The sequence below is a fragment of the Arthrobacter sp. R4 genome, from assembly GCF_051365025.1.
Lineage (GTDB): Bacteria > Actinomycetota > Actinomycetes > Actinomycetales > Micrococcaceae > Arthrobacter.
In genome coordinates this window covers 137,229-150,163 of record NZ_JBLWIJ010000002.1, presented here as the reverse complement: position 1 = coordinate 150,163, position 12,935 = coordinate 137,229, and the positions used below count along the sequence as shown (strand labels likewise).

Below are 12,935 nucleotides of genomic sequence, written 5' to 3'. Positions count from 1 at the left end.
GAGTGCCGTCTACCACCAGCGGTGGCGGCACTCGTCATTTTGGCAAGCCCACTTGGCTATGCCACTTTCAACTTTGCCGGTAGCAAAGTAGAAGCGGTCTTCGGGCACAATGACGCAGCCGGCGAATTCCGCTTTCGGATATTGCTCAATGACGTCGGGCATAACCATTCCGTAGACGATGCGCCAGGATTCGTGCCCGCACACCGGGCAGCGTCTTGTCACAGCTGATTTCTTTGCTTTTCCCTTTTCGGTCATACGGGAAATTTAGCCGCAGTGACGGACATTCTGACGAGTTACAAAAATTTCCTATGGCTAAGCGTTTTTTGTAACCCAAGAACTTCCGTCAGGAGATTAACGATGTAGGTGGTATCCAGTTGCTGACTGAGCTCCATCAGGCTAATAACGGGCTGACGTCTCCCAGTTTCTTGGACTTCGCCATAGAGTGCGAGACCGCTGGGCAGTTCCCAGTCCGTCTTCGCCCTTTGACTGACAGGAAATTCCGACAAGTCGAGTGCACCCCCGTCCGGCAGCATTCAGTTTCCGCTGAGCAACCCACTAATCTCGTCGTGGAGCCTAGGGTCGGCGGGTTCGAGGCCGTCAAGCACGTCATGGATACTCACGGTCGACTGACGGACTTCTTTGACGCCGGGCCACGTAAGGAACAATCGCGAGTAGTCCGCTTGGCTCGAATCGACGGTCCGGGTCCAGCTCGGATCCCGTTCGTTGGCGAACCACGCTGACGGCCCGAACTTGAGTTGGAGCAGCGACTGGCCCAAGTCGTTCGATTCTTCCTTCACGTCAATGTTGACGGTCCACTGGTATATCCCCGCGAGTCTGGCGTTGACTCCAACCACAAACCCCTCGCCCCAAGTCGCGTTGAGTTGGCGTCTGAGAGGACCCTCGCTGAACACGCTGAGGCGGCGCTTGGCTCGTTGGAGGAGGTCGCGGCCCTCGCCAAACCGTTCCCTCGCCTGCACCGCAAGGTCATCAGCGAAGCGCTCGGCGGCTACTTCCTGCGGCTGCTCCTGGTATCTGCCTATTTCCCCGGAATCACACATGGCAACAACGAAGTTGAGCACTTCCTGATCACCCACGCGACCTCTTCCCCTAACGAACTTACGGTGCAACTGCTCGATGAACGCATAGGAATCGGGATTTTTCCGCTGGTAAGCCCTGTCGCCACCGACGTGTTCCAGCAGTCGCTCAGCTAACTTGCCATACGTGAGGACCGCGGCGTCCTCCCACCCCAAGGTCTGCAGGGACACATCCTCATCGCGACACAAAAGAGCGACGACGCCACGCCTGCCGTCCCGGACGCTGAACGCCAGGTAACCGCTGTAACTGTGACCGTGACCGTCAGAGGTGAAGTAGTTCTCGATGACGATGACCGCATCTTCGCTCTCAAGGACAAGGTCGGCGATGTCCGCTCCCGCCCCGCCCACCGAGGTGTTCACCTCCTGGCGCACCAAGTAGCTGTCATGTGGAAGGGGGTCGCGCCCCACCGAAACCCGGTTCAACTCGTCGATAAAGATCCGCAGAAAACGGTCGCCCAGGTTGTGCGTTTGCTCGGGGTCCAACAACCATCTGAATACATTGGAGATCTGCTTCTCGTGGAGTCCGTGGTGCATAACGTCAAAGACGTTGAAACCCAGCTCTAGAGACCTGCCTAGCACTGGCAGGAGTCCAGTTACCAAATCATCTGACACGACATCATCCCCCTGGCATCGACGTTAGGGCCAATAGAAGACGCGGCCACTGACTAAAGAATAGGACAACCTCGAACGCTAAACGGGAACTCCCCGCGTCCCCCAGGTGATTCCCCTCTTCGGGGATTTATTCCTCGGTCGCTTCCTCGCTGCCGGTCTCAGACCCGTCAGCCGTCTGTTCGTCGCGCTTCTTCCGTTTGAATAAACCTGCCACGCTCCCGCCGACCGAGCCCGCCGTGCCGGCAATGGCGCCACCAACGCCCTTGACCGCGGTGAGGGCCTGGGGCTCATCCGGGATCCCGTCTCCGTCGATGTCCACGCTCCGGAACGCGCGCGTTACCGTGTCGGCTGCGGTTGCCACCCCTGTGCCCACTGCGACGGCGCCTGTCGCGACGCCGCCTCCGACTGTGCTGGCAGTGCCTGCGATCCAGTTTCCCGTCACCTTAGCGGCGTCCTCCATTGCTGCGAGAGCTCGGTTCTGTTCGATCTCGCGGTCTTCGGCCTCGGGATTATCTTTCGCATTGACGGCCAGATGTTCGGGGAACGTGTCTGGGGCTTCAGCGAACGCAGCGCGGGCGGCGGTCACGACTTCGCGACCGAACACGAAGCGCGTGACACCTCCTGCCAAGGCTCCGACTCCGTATTCGATCGTTGCCTGCTGCTTTCCGCTCAAATTTTTGCGCACGGTCTCCAGCTGACCGGTCTCCATGGTCCGAACCAAAGTCTGCGCCGCACCTCCAGGGAGGGTCTCCGCGAGCGTGTTCGCCCAGTGTGACCAATCCGTGCGGCCGGCAGCGACCCTATTGCCAACACCGACGGCACCTTCAGCCGACGCACTCGATAGGTCCGTGGCCATCGCCGCGATTTGTTTCTGGCTCACTCGTTCATTCGAGAGTCCATAGACAAGGGCGAGGGCCTGGTCTTTATCGAGATCCATTCCGTGAATATCGGCAATAGCGAGAGCAAACACCGCCGTGATCTCGAACTGCAGCTGTTCATCGCCTGCGGGAAGGAGAGCAGCAACGCGCTGTGCACCGTTCTTCGCAGTGCCCATCGCCATGTTCTTCGCTGCCTGTTTGGCAGCGCTCTTTGCGGCAAATTTGACGGCTTCCTTGCCAGTCTTCTTGGCGGCCTGTTGCCCCGCACTCTTCATGCCGGCTGCTGCCGCCCCTACTCCGGGGATCATCGCGATACCAATATCAGCTGCGATCGCGCCGGCGCTGATGAGAGCACCAGCAGTTGTAATCGAGGTTGCGTAGTGACGCTCCAACATCTGGATCACCTCAGCGGGCGTCGCATCCGGATGACGCCGGCGGAGCCTCATGACGTACTTGCGAGCGATCGAATGACGGGCGCTAACAGCCTTTGCAATGTCACGCGTGGCGTCCTCGCCGACAAGCTCTGCCTCCAGCGTGATGCTCTCGATATCGGTCATCGCTTACTCCTCTGTGGTTGCACCTCTCGGAAGGTGTGAACGCGGCCGATAGGTGAGAATTCGCCAGTGGCCCGTGGATCTATGGTGATTGTATTCATAGATCCAGGCTTGACAGGTCACGGCGCGTTCAGACTCCTCGACCAAGTGACTCCCACGTGCGCCCACTAACGGCCTGAGTAGGCTCAATCGACTGCCCACTCAGGCGCGATATGCCCGGTCTGGTACCCGCCCGTGCCACATGCTAGACCCGCGCGATCGGATGCAGCGGGTGTTCGCCTTCATGAGCCCGTGGCGTGCAGTCGGCCCTATAGCAACCGCCGTTGCCGGAACATCGGGAACGACTTTCGCACCCGCTTAACCGTCTCCAGCGATACCTCCACTGTCCGGACACCAGCAGCCAGCCCAAGGTCAGCCTCAACAACGCCCATGGGATCCACCAGAACACTCCGCCCGACGGACACCGGCGGCGCCTGGCACACCCCCGCTACGTACACACTATTCTCGATGGCGCGTGCCGTGTTCAGCGCCAGCCACTGCTCCGTCTTGTGCTCCCCCGGCACCCAGGACGAGCAGACCAGCAGGACCTGCGCGCCGGCGTCGGCCAGTGACCTGGCCAGCTCGGGGAACCGCAGGTCGTAGCAGGTCATCAGCCCAAACCGCACTCCCCAATGCTCGAACGCCACCGGCTCAAGGGACTCGCCCGGCTTGATGAACCCGGACTCCCTGAACCCCTGCGCGTCGAAAAGGTGGATCTTCCGGTAGGAAGCCAGCCGGCCGCCGTCGGGCGCGAACGCCACAAGCGTGTTGTATGCCCTGCCCGGCTCCTCCGAGGACTCCACCACGCCTGTCACCAGCGCGATGGGGTAGCGGCGGGCGTTGGCGGCGAGTGCCTGTCAGACGGGGCCGTCCAGCGGCTCGGCCACCGCGGGGAACGTCGCGTCCACCGCGTCATCTCCGCCAGTCTGCTGGCCGATGGGCCTCGCCGGGTCATTGTCGAAACCGACCAGCCACCGGGCGGCCCGATCTGGTTTCGACCGCCGCGGCCATCCCCGTCATTGCCGTCTCTTCGGCACCATCCGAGGCAGGAAAGCTGCCTATGCCTCGGGCCCCCGCCAAATCAATGTGGAAATGCCGCGGCCCGTCATGGAGCGGGCGGGCCCGCGGTAACTGGGGCCGCCAATCTCAACCTTCGTTCAGCTTGCCATCCCTGAAGGTTGGTCAACCTATGAGGGGCGCGGAAGCGCAGTGAATCCATTTGGTTCGAGGACGCAACTGGCCGCGAGACTGCCGCGCAGCGGGAACCAAGCAGAGTCCTGCCCGAAGTTGAACACGCGAACGAGGTGATAGAAATCAGCGCGATCTTTGGACACTTGAAGTTCGTTATTGCTTACGAAGAACGGCGTTTCGGCGCGTGACCTCGTCGTCTTCACTTCAATCAGCTTTTCCTTGCCGCTTTCTTCAAAGGAAAGAATATCGAAGCCATCCCCGTCACCTCTCGTCTGGCTGACATGATCGATGCTCCGAGCCAAACGGGTTCTTCCTGCCTTAACGAGTCGCCGGTATTCAAGGTCAACCACCGCAAGTTCGCCGGCCAACCCGAGCGCGCGGTTTCTCGCTTCAATCGCGGCATAGTCTGGCCTGCCGCTTTGGGCACCTGTCCTTCCCGAACCATCCGAGTGAATGATCGAGGGAATGCTGGCGCTGCTGAAATCTAGGGTGCCGCTCGGGTTGGCCGTGGGCGATTGCAATGCTTCCGCCAGGACAAGCTCAACGAGGGATGGACTGGAAGCCAACTGACGCTGAACCTCGGGAACCAAGGACTGCTGATAGTTTTGAGCGGGCTGGTAGCCGCGAATAGGCCGCAACCCCAGCTTCATCAGCACGGCGGAGATGTTCTGATGCTTGAACTCAATAGCTGATTCAGACCGGTTAGAGAGCAGCGGCAAGAGTGCCTTCCTGAACTGACTCTTGACATAGGACTCGCCGGACACCTCCAGCCGCAACATATCCAAGTAGCTTCGGACGGTGGCTGCCACTTCAGCCTCAGACCAATCCGTTGGTGCGCCTGCCATGATGCCCCCAGTTCCCCAAAAAATAGCTTGCTCCGGCACAGGCTACATCACGAGATTGTGCGGAAGGCACCTCTGGCCGTCCGGGTGATATTGAGGGCGGCGTGGTTTGATTTCTATCCCAGACTTGGACTTATTGCCGCTATACGTTGCGAATCAAGGGATTGGAGTAATTCGCACATGCGCCAAACCCTGGTGAGTGGGAGACAAAGCTGAATATTCGAACAGTAGGGGCAAGTGTGATTTGCGTCGGGGCGAGTATGCTGCGGAATGAGTGATTCGGACGAGGAATTATGGGATTCTCTTGGCATACCTGACAGGTGCTTTTGGACCGCAAGGGCCCTCATTTAAACGCCAAGACGAGCCTGCGCAGCGACGGTACAAAATCAAAGACGAAGGCAGAGGATGAAAATGGCAGATGAGGCTCAGATACCCCCGTACCAGGACTTCCTCTGGCCAGCGGTTGTGGCCCTGCGGACTCTGGGTGGGTCCGCTTCAATCGACGAACTCCTGGAGCAGGTGATCGTGCAGCAACGGTACTCGGAGGAGCAGCAGGCAGTCCTGCACGGCGACGGGCCCCGAACCGAGATCGGATACAGGCTGGCATGGGCTCGGACCTATCTGAAGGGCATGGGTCTGGCCGAGAACTCGCAGCGCGGTGTCTGGAGCCTGACTGAGGCGGGACTGAACGTGGAACCGGAACAGATCGAGCCCTTGAGGCAGAAGTACATCGCTGCCAGCCGTTCGAAGAATGGCGCGAGGCCCAGGCGGAAGGACAGCACGCCCGAAAGCGAAGGATTCGATGAAAGCTGGGAGGACCAACTCCTCGGACGCATCATGCGCCTCTCCCCTGCCTCGTTCGAACGTCTCGCTCAACGCCTGCTTCGCGAAGCAGGATTCACCAACACCCAGGTCACGGGCCGATCCGGGGACGGGGGCATCGACGGGCTTGGGGTCTATCGGCTCTCCCTCGTCTCCTTCCCTATCTTCTTCCAATGCAAACGGTACGTCGGGAGTGTGGGTGCCGGCGACGTCCGGGACTTCCGCGGGGCTATGGCAGGCAGAGGCGACAAAGGACTCGTTATCACCACGGGGACCTTCACAGCAGAAGCAAAGAAGGAAGCCACCCGCGACGGCGCCCCTCCGCTGGATCTCATCGACGGAAGCACACTTTGTACCCTCATGAAGGAGTATGGTCTCGGGGTAATAGTCACCACCCGCGCCGTAGAGGACGTCAGCATCGACGAGGAGTTCTTCGAGACCGGTTTCTGACAGCCCTGACAGTCCATCTCAGTACAGCCCGCCCGGCCCCCTCGGCGCGCAATCGGCACCGCCCTGGGCGGCTTCCTCGGCTGGCGCGCGGCGTTTCTGTTCCTGGCCGGCTTCCGCCTGGTTCTCGCCGTTCTGGCTTTGTGGCTCCTGCCGTCTGTCCGGCGTGCCACCGGCGAGGCCCGCCCGTCGCTACGCAAAGCGATCGCCCAGCCAGGCGTGAAGGCGGTAGCCATCGCGTGGCCGCTGATGGTCCCGGCCCCCTTTGCGCTCTTCACCTACATCGCGCCGTACATCCGCGACGCCGGCCTGCCCGACAAGCCATCAGCCTCTCCCTCACCGTCCTGGGCGTCTCCGGCCTGCTCGGCATCTGGATCGCAGGCCTCACCGTCGATTCCCCACCCGCGCCGTTCGCTCCTGATTACCCCAGCGACTATCGCCGTCTCGATGCTCCTGCTGCCCTTTGTCGGTGGCAACCTTCCCCTTGTGCTGGTGCTGATGACGAGGGCGCCAGACTCGGAGCGGTTGGCATCTACAACCAGTCGGCCATCCTTCGCGCCGGCAGCGAAAACAAGGACGCCGCTAACAGGATCACTGTTCTGACCGTCCAGCTCGGCATCCCCATCGGCGCCCCCTGGGCTCCGCCGCCCCTAGTGGTGGCCGGACCGCTGCTGGAGCCCACGGACGCGGTGCTCCCGGTCCTCGCGGCCCTGCTCGTCACCTTGGGAGGCAGGAAGGCTGCCTATCCCGGCCCACGCGAATCGGTGTGGAAGACGCCGCGGCCTGTTGAAGAACACCGGGGCACAGCGGCTAGAAAATAGGTTGTAGCCACCGCAGCAAGAGCGGCCTGAGGGTGCTCCGGTGTTTCTGCCCGGCAATAGCCACATCCGCGGCCTCCCAAGAAACTCTTGGCAACAAACCATGGGTTCCGCTGAGGTTATCCGGCACCAAGCATCAATTGAGGATCAAGAATCCGACAATTTTCTGTGAGGAATCCAGCTCGTGGAGCTTTCAGCGGTTCATAATCAAAGGCATTTATCTAAACTGGTGACAGCAATCATAGCGAAACCTCTGATGCGATTTCTGCCAAGGAATAATCGCTGCGTACACGGTCGTATTTTTCAAAGCTCAAATATTCATAGATTGGGGATCCAACTTGAAGCAGCGTCTTCTGCTAATTGCAGCACTTCTTCTCATGAGCCTTGGCGGCACCGCCTGCGGGAGCCAAGCTTCCGCAGGCTCTGAAGCTACGGCTACGCCTACCCCGACGAAGACAGCAAAAACGTCCACCCCACAGCAGTTGGCCTCGGTCGTCGCGGAGCACAATGCAAGTGTTGAGCAGATCAACCTTGATGAAGACTGCAGTTTTTATGAGCACAGCGCGGAAGGAAATCCCAAGGCATTCGCAGCCAACGTCCAAGCCCTTACCTGCTCAATTGGAAAGCAGACTCATGCGATTAACGCAGAGATTCTCGTCACGAAGCTCACGAAGCTGGCGCCATACCCAGAGGAGTTGGCGTCCTTGGTGGAGGACACCATAGCCAAGGCCAAAAGATTGGCGGCCATCAAGGTAAATGACTCCTGCGATTCTCAATCAACGGTTTCGGATGTCTGCCGGCTAGCTCGACTGAATTACCGCATGGCGGCACCAGGACTCGCGTCAACGCTGGCCAGTTGGAAGCCCTACGGGGCATAGTCCGAACCCTGGCTGAACTGCCGTGTTCTAATTCGTTTGGTCCGGCGCCTCGGGCAAACGGACTAACTGTTCCTCTTTGACCTCGCCTCCAACTCAGGGCACCAATCGCGCAACCTCGCCCCCTAGCGTGGACGGGTCACCGGCCAACAGCCGGGCCGTCACCCCAGGAGGGACCACCCATACGCCCAATCCTGACTGCAGCGGCAACCGCCGCCCTGATCGCAGCTCTGGCGGGCCCCGCAGTCGCCGCACGGACGCCGGAGACAGGCCCACGATGCCCGTGACAGTCAGGTTCGCCACCGGGGTGTGGAACTTATCGCTGAGCCGGCCGAATATCGCCTTGGGCAGGACGGAGTCGCCGCCCATCGCGTACAGCAGGCGGGAGGCGGGAGGCGCTGGCCTGTGCTGCGAGGCCGGAGGCGAACTGCGCCACCACCATGCCGGCCAGGAAAACGGCGCCGAACAGCTGCCCGCCGATCTGCAGGGCGATGGAGCTGGCCGCGGAGGCCGAGTCCTCGAACACGCCGCCGGGGTGGACCAGCTGGGTCACGTAGGACACCGCCACGAAGATTCCGCCGCCGATCAGGGCCACCAGCATGATGGCGCGGGGCACGGTTTTGCGCGGGTTGATGGTTTCCTCGGTGAGGGTGGTGACGGCGTCGAACCCCAGGGACGAGTACGCGGCGATCGCGGCACCGGCGGAGATGGAGGCGAAGCTGGCGGTGTCGTTGAAGAACGGCTGGGTGCTGGCCAGCCCCGTTACCTTTTTACGTAGCCCCATTCCTGTTGCAGGATGAGCGTTTGTGGCGGATTCGCCGCCTTCCTTCGGATGTTCTAGCGGAACTTTCGGCGTCCCCTGCCGAGTCCCAGGCAGTGAACCGGCTGGTGGACCGGCGACTGCTGTTCGAATGCGCAGTGACGCACTACGCGGCGATCAACGCCACGCCCGACCAACTGGATGAGCTGGACCGGCTGACCCGGGACATGGCAGAGTCCTCGGACTGGTCCGACTACGACCAGGCCGACGAGCAGTTCCACCAGCTGGTGGGGACCGCGTCAGGGCTGGGCACCGCCCTCGAGGTTTACCACGAGGCGCTCGCCGAGCTCTATGCCTACTTCATCCCCTACCCCATCGAGCTGCTGCACAGTCCAACTGCGACCACGTGGCTCTGGTGGCAGCCCTGCGTGCCGGCGACGAGACCGGGGCCGTGGAGATCGCCCGCAAACACGTGGATATCCTGCACCGGACGATGTTTATGGGGCTGGCGCAGGGCGGGGTCTAAGCCGCCGTTTGCGATTCACTGGCGCCAGGAGCCCTCTGGTCGACTCTCCGGCAACATCGACGGCGAGTGGAGCGTGCCGTTGAAAGCTGCGGCCAGCCAACCCGCCCACCGCTGAACAAACTCATCCAAATCGAAAACGTCAACCGGCGTGAACGGCCTAGCCAACTGATCGCGCCCTGACGTGCCTCCGCCGCGGATTGCTTCAGCGGCCGCGGGACCGGCCATAAGGGCATAAGGATGCGCTGACGGTTGGGGTTGGCGGGCAACGATTGATTGAATAAATGCAGTTTCGAACCATTGAAATTGGCCTTCAACTGCGACGTCTCCATACCAGAGCGAATGACTACGTCCCTCGTATCCTCTGGCGTCCCTAGGACGACGCACATGGACTGCGGCGCAGGCAATGACTTCGAAGGGGAGATCTGCGGTGCCCGCGGGCACGGCCGCAGACATTTCAAGCCTCGAATCGCCGAGTACGAGAGTCCAAGCGCCGTTCTCGCCGGCATTAACCTCCCCTTGACCTGCCGAATCGGAAAAGGCGTCCAGTGCTTCTTTCGACAGGCGCCGGTAGATATGGATGGCAGAGTCCGCCATTGCCGTCCTGCGGTCAGCTGCGGTTTTGGCTTCTGATTCCTTACGCGCTAGTTCCAGTTTTGTTCGCGCTAGCGCCTGGTTGGCGTTTTCCAAAGCGGAAAGTCCTTCGCCGACGGCGCCCCTGAGGCTCAGCTTCAACTGCTTCCTGAAGTCCGCGGGCGTAGGCCGGGCCTCGGGGGCCTTGGCAAGGCAGTATTCGATGAGGTAGTGCAGCTTCCCCGGCGCGTTCGATGGCGGGACCGGCGAATGCAGGTGAGCTTCTTGCAAGTCCCTGTGGGTCGCGAAGGGCGTTTGACCGACAATAAGCTCGTATGCAACGACGCCGAGGGCGTACATGTCTGCTGCCCCAGTAGCGCGTTGGAGTCGCCATTGTTCGGGTGCCGCATAGGCCGGAGTGAGCCGGTACTTGTGCGTGTTCGCTTGCGTAGACGCTTCTGCATACCGGGAGATCCCAAAGTCAGCCAGACACCATTTATCCTCTAGCAGAAGGATGTTCTCAGGCTTAATATCGCGGTGAACCACGTCTCTAACGAGCATGTCTTCGAGCGCGTCGGAGACATCTTCCAGAACTTTGACAGCATCCTGAATGTCGAGGGGACCTCTGTGGCTGATAAGTTCATCCCGCAAGGATCGTGTCGCCCTAGGCATGATGATTACCCAGTCGTCAAGGTGCTCACCACTGTCCAAAATGGGCACTACATTGTGGGCGCCAGCCAACCGGGTATCAAAAAGAAGCTCCCGCTCGGCTCCCGGCTCCTTCGGTATAAATTTCGCCACGCACCCGTCCTGCGGACCAGATGCTTCCAGTACCCGACCAAAAGCACCGTTACCGATCTGACTCCCGATCGTCCAAGTGCTGTCTAGCTGTATTTGCATTTGCTGTCCCCTTGCCTGCAATTTGCCTTTGTCAATGCTACAGACCTGCACCGATGTATGTGTTCGGCACTCAAAAGGGGCGTCTTACTTTTGAGTAAATACCAATTTCTCGTCCGGTACAACGAACCCAGGCACTTGTCGCTGATTACACAGCAACAGTCAGTGGGGAACGAACAGCCCTCAGTTCCGTCTAGGTCATTTACCTCATCTCCAGTACAACGACTGGCAAACTGTACATAGGAAAAGCCGATGGGTTGAACGCTTCCCTAGCCGCTGCACCGAAAAACGCCAGTACGGCCACTGCGAACAACGTCGCCCTCCGCGAACTGGCCGGGGCCGGCACCAGCCACGCACGCTACTTCCAGTTGACGGGCAGGCGCCTTGGTGATGGAGATGGGCACCGTCGTATCGCACGGGGCTGTGGTGGCCCGTGCGTACGATATCCCCGCCGTCGTGAGTGTTGCCGATGCCATCATCATGGTGAGGCCGTGGCACCGATCCGATGAGCCGAATTAGCGAAGGACGCGCCAGGCCAAAACCGGACGCGCCCTTCGCATGCAAGGAACCCGCAGCGTAGTTCAGCGCCTGGTTCAGTCGATGAGCACCGGCTCCTTGGCACCGTCCGATGCTTCCACGGCGACCGAAACCTTCCCGTTCCGGTGGTGCAGCCAGTTCGCCACTGCCAGCAGTGCCACAAGTCCGAACGTGCTCAGCAGCTGGGGACGGGAATCCTCGCCGATGAAGCCCACCGTAAAGATCGCCGCAAGGATGACAAGACCAAACACCGTCAGCCACGGGAAGCCAGGCATCCGCAGGGGAAGGTCCGTCCCCTCGCGGTCGGCGCGGAGGCGCAGCGCCAGCTGGGCCAGGAGCGCGGACGTCCACACCAACAGGCAGGTTGAGCCCACGATGTTGAGCAGAACGCCGAGGACCATCTCGGGGAAAGCCAGCTCCAGCACGACCGTCACAACGCCGAAGGCGACGCTGGCCAGGACTGCCACAACCGGGACGCGTGCCTTGGACACCGAGGCAAGCAGGCGCGGCGCGTCGCCCCGCTCGGCGAGGGAGTACGCCATCCGGGAGGCACCGTAGAGGTTGGCGTTGAGGGCGGAGAGCAGTGCGGCGACGGCTACAAGGGTGATGGCAGTCGCCGCGCCGGGCATGCCGGCGGCCTCCAGCACCGCGGCGAACGGGCTCTTCAGCCCCGCCGAGCCTACGGGAACCACGGCAGCGATGATGAAGATGGCACCGATGTAGAACACCAGGATGCGCCACAGCACGGTGCGGACTGCCTTCTTCACACTGCGGGCCGGCTCGGCGGTCTCAGCTGCCGCCACGGACACGATCTCGGTGCCGCCGAATGCGAACGCCACCACGAAGAGTGCCGTGGCGATCCCGGCGAAGCCGTCGGGCGCGAACCCGGCACCGGCGAAATTGGCCAGGCCCGGCGACTGCACGCCCGGCAGCCAGCCGAAGAGCAGGGCAGCGCCCACCAGGAGGAACCCGACAATCGCCGCCACCTTAAGCAGGGCGAACCAGAACTCGAACTCGCCGAAGTTCTTCACGCTGGTGAGGTTCACGGCGGTGAGCACCACGATGAACACGAACGCCATCAGCCACACCGGCAGGGCCGGGAAGATGGTGGCCAGCAGGCCTGCCGCGCCGAGCGCTTCGGCCGCGATGACCACCACGAGCTGCAGCCACCACAGCCAGCCCACCGTGGCACCTGCCACCGGCCCGTAGGCCTTGGCGGTATAGACGGAGAAGGCGCCGCTGTCCGGATTGGCGGCTGCCATCTCGCCGAGCGCCCACATCACCAGGATGATGAGGGTGCCGGCCACGAGGTAGGAGATCAGCACCGCCGGGCCGGCAGCCTGGATGCCGGCGCCTGAGCCGATGAACAGGCCCGCGCCGATGGCGCTACCGAGCCCCATCATGGTGAGCTGGCGGGGTTTGAGTGCCGCGCCCAGTGCGCGGCCAGACTTCATTGTCTGTTGTTCCATGGGG

The 12,935-nt window shown here is 61.5% G+C and carries 12 protein-coding genes and 1 pseudogene; 5 read left to right on the top strand and 8 right to left on the bottom strand.

What is annotated here, in order from left to right:
• Positions 1–9: 9 nt before the first annotated feature.
• From ACLKOZ_RS01370 to ACLKOZ_RS01350, 5 genes and pseudogenes are all read right to left on the bottom strand, one after another.
• A complete protein-coding gene (locus tag ACLKOZ_RS01370) occupies positions 10–255 on the bottom strand; it encodes a hypothetical protein (protein WP_376045137.1) in 246 nt (81 codons plus the stop codon).
• 278 nt (positions 256–533) lie between these two features.
• Entirely contained in the window at positions 534–1,706 is a 1,173-nt protein-coding gene (locus ACLKOZ_RS01365) for a PD-(D/E)XK nuclease family protein (RefSeq protein WP_436472341.1), read from the bottom strand.
• A gap of 127 nt (positions 1,707–1,833) precedes the next feature.
• On the bottom strand, positions 1,834–3,141 hold the full coding sequence (locus tag ACLKOZ_RS01360) for a hypothetical protein (RefSeq protein WP_436472340.1): 1,308 nt from the start codon (positions 3,139–3,141) through the stop codon (positions 1,834–1,836).
• Between the two features lie 305 nt (positions 3,142–3,446).
• A pseudogene (locus ACLKOZ_RS01355) lies at positions 3,447–4,022 on the bottom strand (nitrilase-related carbon-nitrogen hydrolase); the annotation flags it as partial.
• A 342-nt stretch (positions 4,023–4,364) separates the two neighbouring features.
• Positions 4,365–5,213 (bottom strand): DUF3883 domain-containing protein, encoded by an 849-nt coding sequence (locus ACLKOZ_RS01350; protein WP_436472339.1) that lies wholly within the window; start codon positions 5,211–5,213, stop codon positions 4,365–4,367.
• Positions 5,214–5,621: 408 nt separating this feature from the next.
• On the opposite strand from ACLKOZ_RS01350, the gene ACLKOZ_RS01345 reads away from it, so the two are divergent.
• The 3 genes from ACLKOZ_RS01345 (at position 5,622) to ACLKOZ_RS01335 (ending at position 8,175) form a co-directional block, all read left to right on the top strand.
• Entirely contained in the window at positions 5,622–6,482 is an 861-nt protein-coding gene (locus ACLKOZ_RS01345; RefSeq protein ID WP_436472338.1) for a restriction endonuclease, read from the top strand.
• A 236-nt stretch (positions 6,483–6,718) separates the two neighbouring features.
• Entirely contained in the window at positions 6,719–7,300 is a 582-nt protein-coding gene (locus ACLKOZ_RS01340; RefSeq protein WP_436472337.1) for a hypothetical protein, read from the top strand.
• A 335-nt stretch (positions 7,301–7,635) separates the two neighbouring features.
• Positions 7,636–8,175 carry a hypothetical protein gene (locus tag ACLKOZ_RS01335; RefSeq protein WP_436472336.1) on the top strand — a complete coding sequence of 180 codons (540 nt, stop codon included), beginning with the start codon at positions 7,636–7,638 and terminating at the stop codon, positions 8,173–8,175.
• Between the two features lie 313 nt (positions 8,176–8,488).
• Here the strand turns inward: ACLKOZ_RS01335 and ACLKOZ_RS01330 are convergent, their stop codons facing one another.
• Positions 8,489–8,956, bottom strand: a complete 468-nt coding sequence (locus ACLKOZ_RS01330) for an amino acid permease (protein WP_436472335.1) — start codon at positions 8,954–8,956, stop codon at positions 8,489–8,491.
• 20 nt (positions 8,957–8,976) lie between these two features.
• On the opposite strand from ACLKOZ_RS01330, the gene ACLKOZ_RS01325 reads away from it, so the two are divergent.
• Positions 8,977–9,573, top strand: a complete 597-nt coding sequence (locus ACLKOZ_RS01325) for an FCD domain-containing protein (RefSeq protein WP_436472334.1) — start codon at positions 8,977–8,979, stop codon at positions 9,571–9,573.
• On the opposite strand, the gene ACLKOZ_RS01320 is transcribed toward ACLKOZ_RS01325, so the two are convergent.
• Positions 9,474–10,928, bottom strand: a complete 1,455-nt coding sequence (locus ACLKOZ_RS01320) for a serine/threonine-protein kinase (RefSeq protein ID WP_436472333.1) — start codon at positions 10,926–10,928, stop codon at positions 9,474–9,476. The two genes, ACLKOZ_RS01325 and ACLKOZ_RS01320, sit on opposite strands and share 100 nt — an antisense overlap.
• A gap of 381 nt (positions 10,929–11,309) precedes the next feature.
• On the opposite strand from ACLKOZ_RS01320, the gene ACLKOZ_RS01315 reads away from it, so the two are divergent.
• A complete protein-coding gene (locus ACLKOZ_RS01315; protein WP_436472332.1) occupies positions 11,310–11,444 on the top strand; it encodes a PEP-utilizing enzyme in 135 nt (44 codons plus the stop codon).
• 74 nt (positions 11,445–11,518) lie between these two features.
• Here the strand turns inward: ACLKOZ_RS01315 and ACLKOZ_RS01310 are convergent, their stop codons facing one another.
• Positions 11,519–12,931, bottom strand: a complete 1,413-nt coding sequence (locus tag ACLKOZ_RS01310) for an amino acid permease (RefSeq protein WP_436472331.1) — start codon at positions 12,929–12,931, stop codon at positions 11,519–11,521.
• Positions 12,932–12,935 lie beyond the last annotated feature (4 nt).

What these genes read in the sequence shown, in the direction of transcription:
- ACLKOZ_RS01370 (WP_376045137.1), bottom strand. Translation starts at nt 255, where the DNA reads ATGACCGAAAAGGGAAAAGCAAAGAAATCAGCTGTGACAAGACGCTGC.
- ACLKOZ_RS01360 (WP_436472340.1), bottom strand. Translation starts at nt 3,141, where the DNA reads ATGACCGATATCGAGAGCATCACGCTGGAGGCAGAGCTTGTCGGCGAG.
- ACLKOZ_RS01350 (WP_436472339.1), bottom strand. Translation starts at nt 5,213, where the DNA reads ATGGCAGGCGCACCAACGGATTGGTCTGAGGCTGAAGTGGCAGCCACC.
- ACLKOZ_RS01345 (WP_436472338.1), top strand. Translation starts at nt 5,622, where the DNA reads ATGGCAGATGAGGCTCAGATACCCCCGTACCAGGACTTCCTCTGGCCA.
- ACLKOZ_RS01330 (WP_436472335.1), bottom strand. Translation starts at nt 8,956, where the DNA reads ATGGGGCTACGTAAAAAGGTAACGGGGCTGGCCAGCACCCAGCCGTTC.
- ACLKOZ_RS01320 (WP_436472333.1), bottom strand. Translation starts at nt 10,928, where the DNA reads ATGCAAATACAGCTAGACAGCACTTGGACGATCGGGAGTCAGATCGGT.
- ACLKOZ_RS01310 (WP_436472331.1), bottom strand. Translation starts at nt 12,931, where the DNA reads ATGGAACAACAGACAATGAAGTCTGGCCGCGCACTGGGCGCGGCACTC.